We start from the raw sequence: 15,865 nt of genomic DNA, 5'->3' as shown, positions 1-15,865 counted from the left end.
GTTCCGCTCAAACAGCTGCGAGCCCTGATCCGCCCGTCGCTGCGCTGCTCGGCGGTGCCTCAACGGCCGCCCAAGGGCACAGCACCCATCGCCGCCGTCAGCGCGGTTGTTGACCACCCCACTTTGGCGCCCGCTTTCCGGTTTTACTCCCTCTGGGAGAGGGCAGGGGTGAGGGCATCGGCCTCAACGCCACAGCAAGCGCCCGGCCTGCGGTACAGCCCCAACAGCCCCTCTGTGCCGCCGAGGAGCGCAGCGTTTCGCGGATCAGGGCTCGCAGCTGTTTGAGCCGCAGGCGAGTTCTGCGAGACCCCGCGAAACGCGAGCACCGCAGGGAAGCCGCAAAGCGGCCGGCACAGCGGGGCTGTTGGGGCTGTACCGCAGGCCGGGCGCCCCCACGGACAAAAACAAAAACTCAGCGAACAGCAGCCCCCGCCTCCTCAGGCCACCGCTGCGGCACCCGACGCAGCTTCTCCGTCGAGTAGCCAAGCGCAGTCAGCCGCCCAACAGCCGCGTCATAAGCAGCATCAGGAATCGAAGGCGTGCGCGCCATGATCCACGCGTAGTCGCGATCGCTGCGGCCGATGATGGTGAGCTGATAGTCCCGGTCCAGATCGACGATCACGTACTCCGCCTTGATCGGCCAGATGAACTGCATTCCCCACACCGCGTTGCCCGTGTCGGGCACCACGCTGCCCTTGGGGTTCATTGTTTTCAGCGGCCCGTCGAAGGCGCCCTCGCGAAAGCGGAAGCGCGTGTCGATGGTTCCGTCGGGCTTCAGGCTGTACGACTCCACCGCATTGAACGCGTTGCGCTCCGGCCGCGTGGGAATGTTGCCGATCACGTACCAGTCGCCCATGAAGCGCGACAGGTCCACCTGCTTGACCGGAGGGATCGTGGGGGGAGAACTTGCGCAGCCCGCAACGAGCAGCACCGCGGCGAGTCCGACTGCCGCGAGCACGGTGGGGCGGGTGAGTGCGTGTTGCAAGCTGCGTTTCATGAGGTCTCCGAAGGGCGGGTGGTGTTTGTGGACTCTAGTGCGAGTCGGTGCGAAAAGATATCCGAGGACAGCGCCGCCGTGGGTGAATGCTGCAGCGCAGCGGGCAACCGGTTGTCGAGCCAATCCATGCGCCAGGCCAGCACCAGCAGCGCAAGCGCCAGCACCACCGCCGCGGCCAGGCCCGTCTTGCCGTGGCGCTCTGCGTACGGGTCGCCCGCGATGCGCCGCGCGCCGGGCGGCACGCGCGCGGTCTGCGACAGCATGCCGCCCAGCCGAACATTCACCTTCATGCGCCCGTTGATCGCCCAGCCGCTGGCGTCCAGGATCGGCCCCAGGCTGCGCTGGCGCAGCTTGAGCCAGGCGATCAGCATGCTCGGGCCGGAGATCGCCGCCACGAGGCCGATCAACGCCACCGGTATCCATTGGCCCAGGTCGATGAACTTGCCGAATATCGCCACCAGCACCGCGCTGATGCTCCCCAGCGCCACGCCGATGGCAGCGACCGTGCCCACATCCACCCGGCCCGCAGGGCGCGGCACGGCGGTCGGCACCTTGGCGGCGCCGGCGGCCGCGACTTGCTGGTCGGCGGTGGTGAGCTTGGTCGCCAGGCCCGTCAGGCTCCCGGCCCCGGCGGCTTCGCTGGCGGCGGCGCGCTTGGCGACCTGCTCCTCGATGACGCGCACGAACTTCTTGTAGGGCGCAAAGAAGGCTTGCGCCACGCTGGTCGGGTTCTCGATCAGCTTGGTGATGGTGGCGTCCCAGTCGCGGCCCTGGCGGTCGTAGAACACGCCGTTGCGGCCCACGAAAAGAAAGTCGATGTCGCCGGCGGTAAAGGCCGCGACGATGCTCATCTTCTCGCCCTGCCGCGTGCAGTCGCAGTACGCCAGGCAGGTCTTGGCAAGGCCTGCGAGCACCGCATGTTTGGCGGTGTTCTGCACCTGCACCGTGAGCTCGCAACTGCGGCCGTCCAGGTACAGCGTGCCGGCCTGGAAGATCGCGCCCTCGCGCCGGTAGAAGGCCTTGAACGACACAAAATTGTTGAGCAGTACCAACAGATCGCGCTGCAGGCGAATGAGTTTTTCCAGATCGACCAGGAGCTTGTTGTGCGCCTCGGCGGCTTCGTCGTCGTGCAGCAACTGCAACACCGCCTCGCGGGTTTGCAGAAGGGCGTCGAGATTCTCCAGCGGCAGCGAGGCCGCGGCATTGGAGGGGCGCTGCGCTATCAGCGCCTGCAGCGGCGCAAGCTGTTGTTTGATGGCCAGCCACTCGGCCTCTGAGAGTTCCTCGCGCGCGCCCACCAACGGCGTCACGGCGCGCTCGGCGAACACGGCGACGGCCTCTGTCCACGCGGGGTTGGTGCTGTGGCCGTGCAAGGGCAGCACGCAGCGCGGCGTGACCGGGGCCAGCGGCAAGTCCGCAATCGGCTCGGCGCCCAGGTCGAGCTTGCTGGCGCCCAGTGCGTCATAGGCCTCGGGCGAAGGGTTCAGCGCGGTCACGGCCTGCCAGTCGAAGGCGGCGACGCGGCAGCGCGCGAAGAAATCGTCGAGCTTGGCCTGCACCTTGCGCGTGGCGTCGGCCGCATCGAGTGTGGGCTCGCCCAGCGGCATCAGCGTGGTGTTGCCCGCATCGGCCTTGGCATGCCAGTCGCGAGCGGTCTGCACCTCGGCGAAGAAGGCCTCGACGCGGGCGCGGTCCACGCCGGGCGTTGCCTTGTGCCGGTCGGGCACGCTGCCGTGGGTGCGCATGATCTCGGCCAGCGTGGCGTGCAACGCCTCGTCCTGCGCCGTCTCGGGCGTGATCACGCCATCGCCGTTGAAGCGCATGGCCGCGAGCAGTTCACCGCGGTCGGCAATGTCGGCCAGCGTGAGGGTGGCCGCATCGGGCCTGCCCTGGATCTGCAGCAGGCGGCGTGCTTCCTCGATGAGGCGAGCGCCATCAGCGTTGTCGGCATCGAGGTCGGCCAGCTTCAGCACGTCGGTGCCTTGCAGCAGCACGTCGGGGTTTCGCAGTCGCGCACACACCCACTCGCAGGCCGCGACCAATTCGGGCGGGCGCACGCGGCCGTCGCGGTCCGCATCGATCAGGTCGAGCGTGCGTGGGTCGAAGTCGATGCCGCGCGTGGGGCAGGCCAGGGCAACCCAGAGCTTCTGGTCGAGCTCGCCCACGCGGGCGATGTCTTCACCCGTGCGAAAGACGACCTGATCGACGCCTCCGGCCCGGATGAACTGCCAGCGATGCGGGTGCGCTGGCGTCGTCGTCAGCGTCCCTCCCATCAGGAAACGGAAACCTTCTTGTGTTCGCCCAGATTCTTTGGCGGCTCGCCGGTGACGGCGGCCTTGGCCATCTTGTAGAGCTGCACCATCTTGCTGTCGTCCACGTCCCAGTACTCGGCGAACAGGATGCTCACCGCCAGCAGGCCGAGGTTCGGGTCGGTCGGGCCGTCGGGAAACCAGGCCTTGGCCATGGGGTTGAAGAGCGCCTCTTTCTTCGCGGGGTCTTCCAGCAGCGCGGCGTGGCCGGCTACCGACACATAGCTGTCCGCGTCGGTGTTGGCATAAGCGATGTTCACTGTCGGGTCGCTGGCCACGTGGCGTGCGATGTCGCCGGTCTTGGGCACGAAGAAGTACAGCGTTGCGCCTTCGTCGATGTCCTTGTTCTGCGTAGTCAGCGGATGGCTGTGCAACTGCCCGTCGGCGTGGCGGTGCGTGAGCATGCCGAAGCGGGTGTCCTTGATCAGCTCCCAAAGCTTTTCTGTGTTTCCAGTGGTGGCGGTCATTGAGTCGATCTCCTGTGGATAGAGAGGTGGTGAAGAAAAGATGGATCGACCGTAGCCGCTCGTTCGCAGCAGGCCTGAGGACACACGGCGCACGGCCGTGTCGTCCTGCGCCGACAGCGGATCGCGGCTGCGGTCCGCGTCGGGTACTGCATCAGGCCGGCTCGCCCATCAGTTCCGTCATCAGTTCTTCCTTGCGCGCCATCAGTTGTTCGCGCATGGCCACCAGGTCCAGGCCCTTCGCGGCGCGGGCCTTGGGGAACATCTCGTTGCGTTCTTCCTTCACATGGTGGTCGATGTACTCGCCGAGCACCTTGACCTTGGCGTCGAACATCTCGTCGATGTCGGCGGCGTCCTGGATCTGGGCGATGAGGTCCTTGGCGGTTGAATGCTCCACCTCGGCTTCATCGAGCAGATCGGTTTCCTTGATGGCTTCGCGCGCGGCGGGATAGAAGATTTCTTCCTCGATCTGCGCGTGCACGGTGAGCTCCATGCAGATCTGCTGGGCCAGTTCGCGCTTCTTGTCAGTCGCGCTGGCTGCCTTCGATCCCATGAGTTCGTCGTAGGCGGTGAAGAGCTTCTTCACGTTCTTGTGGTCTGTATCGAGCAGGCTGCATGCATCGGGTGTTGCGCGCTTGGTGGTGTTGGGCATCGTGGGCTCCTGTTGAATGAATGGGATGTGGGGAACTCCAAGATGCGCAGCACGGCACGCGCAGTGCGTAGGAGTTCTGCGCATGACGCTGCCAGAGTGGCAGGCGTCAATCGGTTTCGGTCTTGAAAAGGCCCCGCACATTGAGGGCCGCCAGGCACACCTGCAGCGCAATGAGCGCCCATGCCTGCGTGTGCACGCCCCACACCACCCACAGCACATTGCTTGCAAGGAACACCCAGAAGCCGATGTTGCGCCGCCCCTTGGCGTTGGAGCCCACGAGCCATGCGGCGGCGACGGAAGCGGCAAAGGCGGGCCATTGGATGAGAGAAAGGATGTCCATGGCGCCACCGTAGCCTGCGGATGGGCGCTGTCCAGCTGCCTCTTTGCCGACGCCCGTCGTGGGCCGGTTCCCACGCGCACGCGCGCGGCACCGCCGCAGATTGAATGAAGACAACCCACGAAAGACACGCCATGCAAAGCACGACAACACCCGCCGACGAAAAGTCCGCCAACGAAGAGCCGACCACCCAGGAGCGCCTGGCCACCTTCACCTACAGGGGCTGGTTCTTTCTTTGCCGTGCCGAGCGCATCGACGACCAGACCTACCGGCCCGTCGTGCGCTGCGAGGCCCGCGAAGGCAAGGGAGAGGACATCGAACTGCCCAACGACACCTCCGAAGCTTCCTACGCCACCGAGGCCGAGGCCTTGCGCCATGCCGAACAGCAGGCGGTGCGCTGGGTGCACGACCGCACCGGCGACGGGCGCGGTCAGGCCTGATCGGTCCCGGCCATGCGCTGCAGCAGAGGCTGCCGCGCCAGCACCGCGTTGCGCGGGCCGTGGTCGAGCACACGGCCGGCCTCCATCAGCACCACCGTATCGAAGCGCTCGAGCAGGCTGAGGCGGTGAATCGACGCGATCAGGCAGGCAGCAGGAAATGCTTGAGCGATGCGTTCGAGCACGCGGGCTTCCGTGGCGGCGTCGAGCGCGCTGGTGGGTTCGTCGAGCAGCAGCAACGAACTGCCTTCCGCCGCGAGCACGCCTCGCGCCAGGCACAGGCGTTGGCGCTGTCCGCCGGACATGTTGAAACCGCGCTCGGACACGGCGGTGTCGAGGTCGCCGTGGTTCGCCTTCAATACTTCGTCGAAGGTGCTGGTGTGCAGTGCGGCGAGCAGCCGTTCGTCGCTCGCGGGCTGGCCGAAGGCCAGGTTCTCGCGCACGCTGGCCTCGAAGAGTTCGGTTTCCTGCGGAATCAGCGTGGCGAGGCGGCGCAATCGCGGCCAATCGACAGCTCCGCCGTCGAGCGTGAGCGTGCCGGCGTGCGGCGGATAGAGGCCGGCGAGCGCGCGCAGCAGCGTGCTCTTGCCGCCGCCGCTCGGGCCGACGAGGGCCACGCGCTGGCCGCGTCGAAGGGTGAGCGCAATGTCGTGCAGGCCGCTGCGGGGCGGCTGCGTTGCGGCATCGCCGACGGGCTCGCCGCGCGGCGCGTAGTTCCAGTGCAGGCCCTCTATGCCGAGCTGCGTCCATGTCGCGCCCGCGTCGATGCGCTCATGCATGGGCACTTCCTCGGGCGCAGAAGCGGCGACCTCGCCCGAAGGCGCTCGCCAGATCGGTTCGGCGCTCGTGTAGTCGGTGTGCATGCGCGCGAAGAAGCTGAAGTTGGCGGCCACCGAAGTCACCACGCCGGCCGCCTGCTGCGCATATTGGTAAATCATGAACACCGCGCCCAGCATCACCGCCTGCCCCGGCGTGCGCGCCTGCCATACGTAGATGACGACCAGGCCCCAGGTGAGCGCCAGGCCCATCAGGTCGACCGCGAACCACTTGCCCTCGTTGAGGACCACGGTGCGCTTGAGCGGCAGTGAGATGGCGGCCATGCGACGGCGCAGCAACAGGCGCGACGCACCTTGCAACCGAAGGCCGATCACGGTCGATGCGTTGCCCAGAAAGTCGAGCAGCGCGGACACATAGCGCCGGTCAGCGTCGTTCTCGGCACGCGCGAGCTTCATCAATGCGCGGTCGATGCGCACGATCACCAGGCCGATCAGCACATAGCCCGCGAGGGCTGTCGCGCCGCTGGTGCGCGACAGCAGGGCCAGCGCCACCAGCGGCCCGACGAAGTTGACCGCGTTGGTGAGCCAGATGAACTGGTTCTGCGCGAAGTCCGCCAACGCGCGGCTGGCCTGGTGCACGCGGTGCTGCAGTTCCCCCGAGTGATGGCCGTCGTGCCAGGCGAGCGGCGCGGCGGCGATGCGTGCATAGAGCTCGTCAGCCAGCCGCTCGCGCACCTTGAGGCCCACGTTGCGCTCCAGGATGCGGCCCGGCCCGTGCAGCGCCCAGGCGCCGACGTACACCGCGGCGAGCGTGGCGATCCATCGGCCGGCGCCGCCGAAGTCCGCGCGCTGCAACGCGTTGATGGCCTGGCCCGCGAGGTAGGGCAGCGCCAGGCGAATCAGCTGCGAGCTGGCCAGCAAGGCGGTCGCGGCCAGCAACTGCCCGCGCGCGCCCTCGGCAAAGTGCCACAGCGCGACGTAGAGCGCGCGGATGGCGTTGCCGGGGCTGTTCGTTTCAGGGGTCGCGGTCTGCTGCATGCGCCGTCAGCCTGCCTTGCGGAATGTGAGGTTGACGCGAACGCTGCCGAAGGCCGGGTGCGGCTGGTCCTTGAGCGGCAGCACGCCGTGATAGCGCAAGCGGTCTTGCCCACCCCACACCACGACGTCGCCATGCCGCAGCGGAATGCGCACTGTCTTGTCGGTGCGCGCAAGGCCGCCGAAGAGAAACACGGCCGGCATGCCCAGCGACACCGAGACGATGGGCGCGCCGTGGTCGCGCTCGTCCTTGTCCTGGTGCAGCGACAGGCGCGCGCCGGGCTCGTAGCAGTTGACCAGGCAGGCATCGGGCGCGAACCCCTCGAAGCCGGCGGCCGATGCGGCCTCGCGGGCGAGGCGCGTGAACGAATCCGGCATGGCCGGCCAGGGCTCGCCGGTGACGGGGTCGGTGGGGCTGTAGCGGTAGCCGCGGCGGTCGCTGGTCCAGCCCAGAGCGCCGCAGTTGGTCAGCGCCACCGACATCGTGAAACCGCCGGGGGTGAGCATGTGGCGAAAGGGCGCCCGTTCCTCGAGTGCTCGAACGGCCGGGAGCAGTTCTTCGGCAAACGGCAGTGCGAAACCGGGGAGGACGAACGCCCCGGCGCTGATCGCCTCGCGCGCGGCGCGGGGAGGGTCGTCGAACAGGTCGAGCGTCATGGGCGAGGCCGGCCCGCTGGGGTTGTGCGGGGCCGGTGCGAAACGTGAAAGAGTGAAAAGCGCGGGAGGCTTGGAGAAAGCGCCTATCGAACCGTCGACATCACCGTCGCGCGGCAACGCGGCTGGTCGCGCGGCTGCAGAAAGTTGCAGTTGTCCAGGGCGCGCTGCTGCATGTCGCTCAGCTTGGGTTGCTGCTGCCGCTGCCATTGCGGCTGCTGCTGGTACTGGGGCACATAGGCGGGCGCGGGCTCCTGCCAACGGTCACCGCGCCGATCGTCCCTGCGGTCGTAGTCGCGGCGTTCGTATTCCCTGCGGTCGTTGCGCTCGCGGTCGTTCTGCAGCCGCCACATGCAGGCGTTGAAGTCCAGGCCCGAACGGCCGCTCGCGCAATAGCGGCGGTCGTTCTCGTAGGTCTGGGCCGTGGCCGGGAGGGAGCCCATGAGGCCGAGGAATGCCAGGAGCGCTAGTTTTTTCATGATGAGTACCCGGTTCTTTGCTTGGTTGCCTTGGAGCCTGTTGTGGAGTGTGAACTGCCAACCTTGGCCCGAATGTAGCCGTTCGTCCTGCACGCGCGTCAGGACTCGCCTGCCATGTCTTCGCAGATCTGCAAGAAGCCTTGTTGCTCAACGCGCCGCACCCGCCCCCAGTCGACGCATTCCGGTCGCCAAGGGTTTGTGCGGATGCGCGGCATACCGAAGACCACGCTTTCTCACATCCCATGAAGGGGCGAACGAATACCAAGGGATTCACTGATGGAATAAAGGTACAAAAGACTTATCGTCAAGACATCATGGACAAGTTGCGCCTAGTCATCGAAGTACCAGCCGGCTGGGCATGCTGGGTCGAGCTTGTTCGCACGCATCACGGCAGCTATGCGGGCTTTGCGCAGCTGAGCCACGCGGGCGTTCCGCGCTGCGCGTTGGTGATCACTCAGCAACTGTCGTGGGAGGCCGCCCTCGAGCGCACGAAGGTGCGCGCGGACCACTTCGTCAGGCAATGGGTTCCCCAGGTGGACACGGGTCCGGGGGTCCTGGGTGACCGGCCGCTCGACATCGATCACTTCACCCAGCCCGGCGCGGTGGTTTGACGCCAATTTGAAGCGCGGTGTCTGGAACGAAAGCCGCCGCAGCGGCTCCGGCACCAAGTGCCTTGCACATGGTAGAAAACCGTCTGCCGCGGAGGTCGCCGACGCTCCGTTCCCTGCGTTTTTTCCTGCGCTCTACATCTGCTCGCTTCCATGCCTCACATTCCGGATCGGACTGACAAACCGCGCGCCGGGTGGCTGGCGTGCCTGATCGCCGGCGTCGCCGTGCTGCTGTGCCTGGCCGGTTGCGCGGGCCTTCCGACCGACGTGGAGCGCCGGCCCTCGACGGCCGTCACCGACGGTGCCGACACCGTGCTCGGCCGCATGGTGAAGGCGGCCGCGCCGCCCGGCGAAGCGCTCAGCGGATTCCGCCTGCTGCCGATGCCGCAGTTCTCGCTGCATGCGCGCATCGAGCTCGCGCGGCGCGCGCAGCGCTCCATCGACGTGCAGTACTACCTCGTGCAGAACGACGAAACCGGCCGCTACCTGCTGCGCGCGCTGCGCGATGCGGCCGACCGCGGCGTGCGCGTGCGCCTCTTGGTGGACGACCTCTACACGGCGGGCGCCGACCCGCTGTTCAGCAGCTTCGCCTCGCATCCGAATGTGGAGGTGCGCTTCTTCAACCCGTTTCCGGCCGGGCGTGAACGCTTGAGCACGCGCTGGGCGGCGTCGCTGCTGGACTTCGACCGCGTGCACCGCCGCATGCACAACAAGCTGTACGTGGTGGACGACACCTTCGCGGTGCTGGGCGGGCGCAACATCGCCAACGAGTACTTCCTGCGCGACGGCGGCTCGAACTTCATCGACATCGACACGCTGGTGGCCGGCGCCGTGGTGCCGCGCTTGTCGTCGCTGTTCGACATGTACTGGAACAGCCCCTACGTGTACCCCGTCGAGGCGCTGGTGACCGAAGGCGGCCAGACCCCGCAGCAACTGCGCGAGCGCTTCGACCGCCTCACCAGCGGGCCCGAAACGCTGCACCCCGAGGAACCCGGCTCCACCGACCTCCTGGGCAACAACCCGTTGGCCCAGGACCTGGACACGGGCTCGCTGAAGCTGGTGTGGGCACGCGCCGAAGCCTATGCCGACCCGCCGGCCAAGGCCCTCGCGCCCACGCCGGAGGGGCGCGGCCTGCCGGCCGACGAAGCGACCGACAGCGTGCTCCACAACGTGCGGCGTTACCTGCGCGGCGCGCAGAGCGAGATCATGCAGACCACGCCCTACCTGATCCCGGGGCGCGGCGGCATGGAGTCGATCCGCATGATCCGCGACAACGGCGTGAGCTACAGCATCGTGACCAACTCGCTGGCGGCCACCGACGAATCGCTGGTGCACACCGGCTACCGGCGCTACCGCGCGCAGATGCTGCGGCTGGGAGTGGAGCTTTACGAGCTGAGCCCCAAGCGGGTGGAGGAAACCCGGCGCTTCGGCATGTATGCCTCGGCGAGCGGGCGGCTGCACGGCAAGTCGGCGGTGATCGACCGCCGCATCGTGTTCATCGGCTCGATGAATTTCGATCCGCGCTCCGAGCTGCACAACACCGAGATCGGCATCTTCATCTTCAGCCCGCAGATCGCGCAGCAACTCACCAGCCTGATCGGCTTCATCCGGCTGGACGGCGCCTACCAGCTGCAGCTGGGCCCGGGGGGCGGTATCGAATGGGTGAGCCCGGCGTCGGGCGATGCGGCCGACACCATCCTGCACACGGAGCCCGAGACGCATTTCTGGGCGCGCTGGAAGCTTGAGTTTCTGGCACCGCTGGTGCCGGAGAGCCTGCTCTGAACCGGCGCCCCTCGCGCCTACCAGGTGTGAAGCTTCACACCTAGCTACTGCGAGAGCTGGCCGTTGAGGTAGGGCTCGGGATCGACGGCCACGCCGTTCTTGCGGATCTCGAAGCGCAGCTTCACGCGGTCGGTGTTGCTCTTGCCCATTTCGGCGATCTTCTCGCCCTGGCGCACGACCGTGCCTTCCTTGACGAGCAGGGTCTGCGCATGCGCGTAGGCGGTGAGGAAAATATCGTTGTGCTTGATGATGACCATGTTGCCGTAGGCCGGCAGATCGCCGCCCACGTACACCACACGGCCGTCGGCCGACGCCACGATGGGGTCGCCCAGCCTGCCCGCGATGTCGATGCCCTTGGTGCGCACGCCGTCGAAGCGCGCAATGGTGGTGCCGCTGGCCGGGCGGATGAACAGCGCCTGCTTCTGCACCGGCGGCGTGACCACCGGAACGGGGCGGTCGGGCGGCAGGGGCGTGGTACAGGCCGCGAGGGCCGCGGCTACCAGCGCTGCGGCGCCGGCACGGAAAACAAAAGTCTGAAGATGCATGGCGCTGGGTGGAACGGGTTCGTTGCGGAGGGTTCCTGCGGTCTGGCGCGCGTGTCGCGCCGGGGCCGACAGATGCTAGCAAACTCGTGCGCCCCCTCCCTCAGAAACCCGGAGGGAAAAAGGGCGGGGGCTACTTGAGCGGAATCGGCGTGCCGCGATCGATGGGCACCGCGGTCACGCTGTTCTTCGGCGAGCCGTCGATCAGGAGGTCGGAGTAGGTGAGATAGATCAGCGTGTTGCGCCTGGCATCGACCATGCGCACCACGCGCAGCCGCTTGAATAGCACCGACAGGCGCTCGCTGTAGACCTCTTCGCGCTTGGGCAGCGGCTGCGTGATGCTCACCGGGCCGACCTGGCGGCAGGCGATGGAAGCCTCGGCCTTGTCCTCGGCCACGCCGAAGGCGCCGGCAATGCCGCCGGTCTTGGAGCGCGAGACATAGCAGGTCACGCCGCTGACCTTGGGGTCGTCGTAGGCGTCGATCACGATCTTGTGGTCGGGGCCGATGAGCTTGAAGGCGGTGTCCACTTCGCCCACCGTCTCCGCCCTGGCCATGGTGGCCGCCAGCGCAAGGCCGAGGCTGGCAGAGCAGAAGAGGGCGGCGCGAAATGTCTTGTTCATGAGGCTGTTGTTCAAACGATGCTGAGTTCGTGCACGCGGTCGAAACTGCCGCGCCGCCGGTCTTCGAAGAAGCGCTCCAGTGCTTCGCGCACGGTGCGAAAGGCGATCTCGTCCCAGGGGATTTCTTCCTCGGTGAAGAGCTTCGCCTCGATGGTTTCGTGGCCGGGATCGAAGGTGTCGTCCAGCAGCCGCGCGCGGTAGAACAGGTGAACCTGGCCCACGCGCACCACGCTGATCACCGCGAACAGGCCCTGCATTTCGAAGTTGGCGCCGGCCTCTTCGACTGTTTCGCGGGCGGCGCCCTGGGCGGTCGATTCCTCCAGCTCCATGAAGCCCGCGGGCAGCGTCCACTTGCCCCAGCGCGGCTCGATGTTGCGCTTGCACAGCAGCACCTTGTCGCCCAGGACCGGGATGGTGCCCACCACGTTCAGCGGGTTTTCGTAGTGGATGGTGTGGCAGGCCGGGCAGACGGCGCGCGGCTTGGTGTCGCCGTCGTCCGGAATGCGGTAGACCACCGCGGTGCCGCAGTTCTTGCAATGCTTGATGGGAACGCGCAGGAGCATGGGCGGTGCTGCCGTCTTCAGGCGATCTTGACGGTCAGCGTCGGAAGGCCCGCGACCTGGCCCACCAGCGTGTCGCCCGAGACCACCGCCGCCACGCCTTCGGGCGTGCCGCTGTAAATCAGGTCGCCGGGCTGCAGCTCCCAGGCGGCCGACAGGTGCTCGATGGTTTCGGCCACGTTCCAGATCAGCTTGCCCACGGTGCTGCGCTGGCGGTCGGTGCCGTTGACCTGCAAGGAGATTTCGGCGTTCTCGGCGTCGCCGGCCTGTGCCACCGGCACGATCGGGCCGATGGGCGCGCTCTGCTCGAAGCCCTTGCCGATGTCCCAGGGGCGGCCCTGCTTTTTCATTTCGCCCTGCAGGTCGCGGCGCGTCATGTCCAGGCCGACGGCGTAACCGTAGATGTGCTTGTGCGCATCGGCGGCCTTGATGTTTTTACCGCCGGTGCCGATGGCGACCACGAGTTCGATTTCGTGGTGCAGGTTGTTGGTGAGCGAGGGGTAGGCCATGGTGCCGGTCTGGCCTTCGTCGACCACCACCAGCGCATCGGTGGGCTTCATGAAGAAGAAGGGCGGTTCGCGGCCGGTGAAACCCATTTCCTTGGCGTGATCTTCGTAGTTGCGGCCCACGCAGTAGATGCGGTGCACCGGAAAGCGGGCGGGCTGTCCGGCCACCGGGACCGAAACGGTGGCGGGCGGGGCGAAAACAAACTCGGAAGCCATTGCGAGGTGTCCTTTTTCAGCGAAACGGGGGAGCGGGAGAGGGAGACCGGCAGTGTGCCAGAGGCCGCGCGGCGCTGCCGACGCGCTGGCCGCGGACCTCAAGCCGGCCCACAATAGGCGCCCTGCGTTTTTTCAATCCGACTCTCCCCGCACCACCATGCCCATCCGATTCGGCAAAGCCGGCAAAGCCACCGCCTTCAACGAACTCGGGCGCCGGCGCGACGAAGAGGGTGACCAGGACGGCGCCCTCGAAGCCTATGCCCAGGCGAGCGCGATCCATCCCGGGTGGGCGGTCCCCTGGTACAACGCCGGCCTCATCCACAAGTACCGCGGCGAATGGGCCGCCTCGCTGCAAGCCAACGCCAGGGCCGTGCATTGCGACCCCGGCAACGAAGGCGCGCTGTGGAACCTGGGCATCGCGGCCACCGCGCTGGGCGACTGGCCCACCGCGCGGCGGGCCTGGCGGCAGTACGGCATCGGCATTCCCGAGGGCGAAGGCGCGATCGACTTTTTCATCGGCCTCACGCCCATTCGCGTGCATGGCGACGAGGCCAGCGAAGTCGTGTGGTCGGACCGCATCGACCCGGCGCGCGCCATCCTGCGCAACGTGCCGTCGCCCGCCTGCGGCCACCGCTATGGCGATCTGGTGCTGCACGACGGCGCGGCCAACGGCTACCGCAAGCGCGGCGAGCGCGAAGTGCCGGTGTTCGATGCGCTGGAACTGATCGCGCCCTCGGACTATTCGACCTACGAGGTCACGATCGACGATGCGACGCCGGAAGAGATCGATGCGCTGGTCCGGCGCTTCGAGGCCGCCGATGCCAGTGCCGAAAACTGGACCACCAGCATCCAGGTGCTCTGCAAGGCCTGCTCCGAAGGCCGGCCCGACGGGGTTCACAACCATGCGCCGGGCGAACCGCCGCAGGCCTCGGGCCCGTGGCACATCGGCATCGCCGCGCGCCAGGAGACGGAGGCCCGCCGCATCCTCGACGAATGGCAGTGCATCACACCGAAGGCCGGGCTGCACGATTTCCGCTGCGTGCTCGAAGCCACACCGCGCTGCTGATTCGCCTGCCGGCGCTATGCTTGGAAAATCATGAAGCTGCATAACTACTTCCGCTCATCCGCCTCTTTTCGCGTTCGCATCGCGCTCAACCTGAAGGGCCTGGATTTCGACTACATCCCCGTGCACATCGCGCGCGGCGACCACCGCACCGGCCCGTACGCGGCGCTCTCGGCCGACAAGCTGGTGCCCTTGCTCGAAGACGAAGGCGAGCGCTTCTCGCAATCGATGGCCATCATCGAATACCTCGATGAAACGCACCCCGAGCCGCCGCTGCTGCCCAGCGACCCCGCGGGCCGGGCCCATGTGCGTGCGCTGGCGCAATCCATTGCCTGCGAGATCCATCCGCTCAACAACCTGCGCGTGCTCAAGTACCTCGTGAAAGACCTGAAGCTGGAGGACGAAGCCAAGAACGCCTGGTACCGCCACTGGGTGCGCGAAGGCATGGTGGCCTTCGAGCGCCAGCTTGCGCAGTACCCGGCCAGCACCTTCTGCTACGGCAACACGCCGACGCTGGCCGATTGCTGCCTGGTTCCGCAGGTCTTCAACGGCCGCCGCTTCGACTGCGACTTCAGCGAACTGCCGCGCAGCATGGCCGCCTTCGATGCCTGCATGCAGCTGGACGCCTTCCAGCGCGCACAGCCTTCGCAGGCGCCCGACGCGGAAGCCTGATTGAGCACCGCAACCGCCATGGACCCGCACGGGCCGCGCTGGCTGGTGCCGGAGTGGCCGGCGCCGCCCAACGTGCGCGCCGTGTGCACCACGCGGGACGACGGTGTTTCGCTGGGGCGCTACGCGAGCCTCAACCTCGGCGACCACGTCGGTGACGACCCTGCGCATGTGCGCGAAAACCGCGCGCGGCTGCAGCGTGCCGCCGCCGTGCGGCCGGTGTTCCTGCAGCAGGTGCACGGCACGGGCGTCGTCTCGCTCGATGCCGCCGAGGACCCCGTGCGCGACGGCACCGCGGCCGATGCCTGCACCGCGACCACGGCCGGCCTGGCCTGCACGATCATGGTGGCCGATTGCCTGCCGGTGCTCTTTGCCGACGAAGCAGGCCACCGGATCGCCGCGGCGCATGCCGGATGGCGCGGACTGGCGGCCGGCGTGCTCGAACAGACGTTCCGGCGTTTCGACGCCGGGCAGGGCGCGGCCAAGGTCATCGCATGGCTGGGGCCTTGCATCGGCCCCGGCGCCTTCGAGGTCGGGCCGGAAGTCAAGGCCGCCTTCGAGGCGCATGCGCCCGAAGCCGCGCACTGTTTCAAGGCCGCGCCGGCACCGGGCAAATGGCTGGCCGACCTGCCCGCGCTCGCGCGTCAGCGGCTGCGCGCGGCCGGTGTCGATGCGGTGTATGGCAACGACGGCGGCGATGCATGGTGCACCGTCAACAACCCGTCACGGTTCTTTTCGCACCGGCGGGACGGCGTCAGCGGGCGATTCGCCGCGCTGGTCTGGAAGGTCTGAATCGGCCTTGGCCGTTCTTGCAGCCTCGTTGGCTTGGTGTGCCGCAAGGCGTGCGGCCTCCTGCGCCTGGGCCTCGCGCTCCTTGATCGCGCGGCGCCGCCCCGGTGTGCCCATCAGGTAAACCACGAGTGCCACCGGGCCCAAACCATACAAAAGAAATGTGAAGATGGCGCCCAGCACGGTGCCGTTGGTGTTGGTGGCTTCGGCCACCGCCATCATCACGACAACGTAGAGCCAGCCGATGACGATCAGATGAATAAACACTGGATGTTTCAGTCGGTATAAGGGAAACAGCGGCGTTGTGAGTGCCTTGTGAATGCAGGATACTCAAATCACGCACCCATCCGGATTCGATTCAGGCGAGG

General features: G+C 67.3%; 19 protein-coding genes. 6 read left to right on the top strand and 13 right to left on the bottom strand.

Going from position 1 to position 15,865, the window contains the following annotated elements:
- Positions 1-412: 412 nt before the first annotated feature.
- The 5 genes from ABIC90_RS08590 to ABIC90_RS08570 form a co-directional block, all read right to left on the bottom strand.
- Positions 413-997 (bottom strand): lipocalin family protein, encoded by a 585-nt coding sequence (locus ABIC90_RS08590; protein WP_354353662.1) that lies wholly within the window; start codon positions 995-997, stop codon positions 413-415.
- The gene (locus ABIC90_RS08585) at positions 994-3,270 is read right to left on the bottom strand and encodes a hypothetical protein (protein WP_354353661.1); all 2,277 of its coding nucleotides are present in this window, start codon (positions 3,268-3,270) and stop codon (positions 994-996) included. Before ABIC90_RS08585 ends, ABIC90_RS08590 begins: the two co-directional genes overlap by 4 nt.
- Complete coding sequence (locus tag ABIC90_RS08580) at positions 3,270-3,773, bottom strand: pyridoxamine 5'-phosphate oxidase family protein (RefSeq protein ID WP_354353660.1); 504 nt, start codon at positions 3,771-3,773, stop codon at positions 3,270-3,272. Before ABIC90_RS08580 ends, ABIC90_RS08585 begins: the two co-directional genes overlap by 1 nt.
- Positions 3,774-3,924: 151 nt before the next feature.
- On the bottom strand, positions 3,925-4,422 hold the full coding sequence (locus ABIC90_RS08575; protein WP_354353659.1) for a hemerythrin domain-containing protein: 498 nt from the start codon (positions 4,420-4,422) through the stop codon (positions 3,925-3,927).
- Positions 4,423-4,528: 106 nt separating this feature from the next.
- A complete protein-coding gene (locus ABIC90_RS08570) occupies positions 4,529-4,762 on the bottom strand; it encodes a hypothetical protein (protein ID WP_354353658.1) in 234 nt (77 codons plus the stop codon).
- A 131-nt stretch (positions 4,763-4,893) separates the two neighbouring features.
- On the opposite strand from ABIC90_RS08570, the gene ABIC90_RS08565 reads away from it, so the two are divergent.
- Positions 4,894-5,199: a hypothetical protein gene (locus ABIC90_RS08565; RefSeq protein WP_354353657.1), complete on the top strand. Its 306-nt coding sequence runs from the start codon at positions 4,894-4,896 to the stop codon at positions 5,197-5,199.
- Here ABIC90_RS08565 and ABIC90_RS08560 read toward each other — a convergent pair.
- The 3 genes from ABIC90_RS08560 to ABIC90_RS08550 form a co-directional block, all read right to left on the bottom strand.
- Positions 5,190-7,010 carry an ABC transporter ATP-binding protein gene (locus tag ABIC90_RS08560; protein ID WP_354353656.1) on the bottom strand — a complete coding sequence of 607 codons (1,821 nt, stop codon included), beginning with the start codon at positions 7,008-7,010 and terminating at the stop codon, positions 5,190-5,192. The genes ABIC90_RS08565 and ABIC90_RS08560 overlap by 10 nt on opposite strands.
- Positions 7,011-7,016: 6 nt before the next feature.
- Positions 7,017-7,664 carry a DNA oxidative demethylase AlkB gene (gene alkB / locus ABIC90_RS08555; RefSeq protein ID WP_354353655.1) on the bottom strand — a complete coding sequence of 216 codons (648 nt, stop codon included), beginning with the start codon at positions 7,662-7,664 and terminating at the stop codon, positions 7,017-7,019.
- Positions 7,665-7,747: 83 nt separating this feature from the next.
- Entirely contained in the window at positions 7,748-8,140 is a 393-nt protein-coding gene (locus tag ABIC90_RS08550; protein WP_354353654.1) for a hypothetical protein, read from the bottom strand.
- Between the two features lie 314 nt (positions 8,141-8,454).
- Here ABIC90_RS08550 and ABIC90_RS08545 point away from each other — a divergent pair, with 314 nt between their 5' ends.
- Entirely contained in the window at positions 8,455-8,751 is a 297-nt protein-coding gene (locus ABIC90_RS08545) for a hypothetical protein (protein WP_354353653.1), read from the top strand.
- A gap of 150 nt (positions 8,752-8,901) precedes the next feature.
- Complete coding sequence (locus ABIC90_RS08540; protein WP_354353652.1) at positions 8,902-10,530, top strand: phospholipase D family protein; 1,629 nt, start codon at positions 8,902-8,904, stop codon at positions 10,528-10,530.
- Between the two features lie 44 nt (positions 10,531-10,574).
- On the opposite strand, the gene ABIC90_RS08535 is transcribed toward ABIC90_RS08540, so the two are convergent.
- From ABIC90_RS08535 to ABIC90_RS08520, 4 genes are all read right to left on the bottom strand, one after another.
- Positions 10,575-11,075 (bottom strand): murein hydrolase activator EnvC family protein, encoded by a 501-nt coding sequence (locus tag ABIC90_RS08535; RefSeq protein ID WP_354353651.1) that lies wholly within the window; start codon positions 11,073-11,075, stop codon positions 10,575-10,577.
- 130 nt (positions 11,076-11,205) lie between these two features.
- Positions 11,206-11,694, bottom strand: a complete 489-nt coding sequence (locus ABIC90_RS08530; RefSeq protein ID WP_354353650.1) for a CreA family protein — start codon at positions 11,692-11,694, stop codon at positions 11,206-11,208.
- Between the two features lie 11 nt (positions 11,695-11,705).
- Positions 11,706-12,257 (bottom strand): NUDIX hydrolase, encoded by a 552-nt coding sequence (locus tag ABIC90_RS08525; RefSeq protein ID WP_354353649.1) that lies wholly within the window; start codon positions 12,255-12,257, stop codon positions 11,706-11,708.
- 17 nt (positions 12,258-12,274) lie between these two features.
- Positions 12,275-12,976 carry a fumarylacetoacetate hydrolase family protein gene (locus ABIC90_RS08520; protein ID WP_354353648.1) on the bottom strand — a complete coding sequence of 234 codons (702 nt, stop codon included), beginning with the start codon at positions 12,974-12,976 and terminating at the stop codon, positions 12,275-12,277.
- A 157-nt stretch (positions 12,977-13,133) separates the two neighbouring features.
- Between ABIC90_RS08520 and ABIC90_RS08515 the strand changes: the two genes are divergently transcribed.
- From ABIC90_RS08515 to pgeF, 3 genes are read left to right on the top strand one after another with little or no spacing between them, the layout of a single operon-like run.
- On the top strand, positions 13,134-14,042 hold the full coding sequence (locus tag ABIC90_RS08515; protein WP_354353646.1) for a tetratricopeptide repeat protein: 909 nt from the start codon (positions 13,134-13,136) through the stop codon (positions 14,040-14,042).
- Positions 14,043-14,072: 30 nt separating this feature from the next.
- Positions 14,073-14,711: a maleylacetoacetate isomerase gene (gene maiA / locus ABIC90_RS08510; RefSeq protein WP_354353645.1), complete on the top strand. Its 639-nt coding sequence runs from the start codon at positions 14,073-14,075 to the stop codon at positions 14,709-14,711.
- A gap of 18 nt (positions 14,712-14,729) precedes the next feature.
- Entirely contained in the window at positions 14,730-15,500 is a 771-nt protein-coding gene (gene pgeF / locus ABIC90_RS08505) for a peptidoglycan editing factor PgeF (protein WP_354353677.1), read from the top strand.
- Here pgeF and ABIC90_RS08500 read toward each other — a convergent pair.
- On the bottom strand, positions 15,432-15,764 hold the full coding sequence (locus ABIC90_RS08500) for a hypothetical protein (RefSeq protein WP_354353644.1): 333 nt from the start codon (positions 15,762-15,764) through the stop codon (positions 15,432-15,434). The genes pgeF and ABIC90_RS08500 overlap by 69 nt on opposite strands.
- Positions 15,765-15,865 lie beyond the last annotated feature (101 nt).

It is taken from the genome of Variovorax boronicumulans, from assembly GCF_040544675.1.
GTDB lineage: Bacteria > Pseudomonadota > Gammaproteobacteria > Burkholderiales > Burkholderiaceae_C > Variovorax > Variovorax boronicumulans_D.
This window is presented reverse-complemented; position numbering and strand designations above follow the sequence as displayed.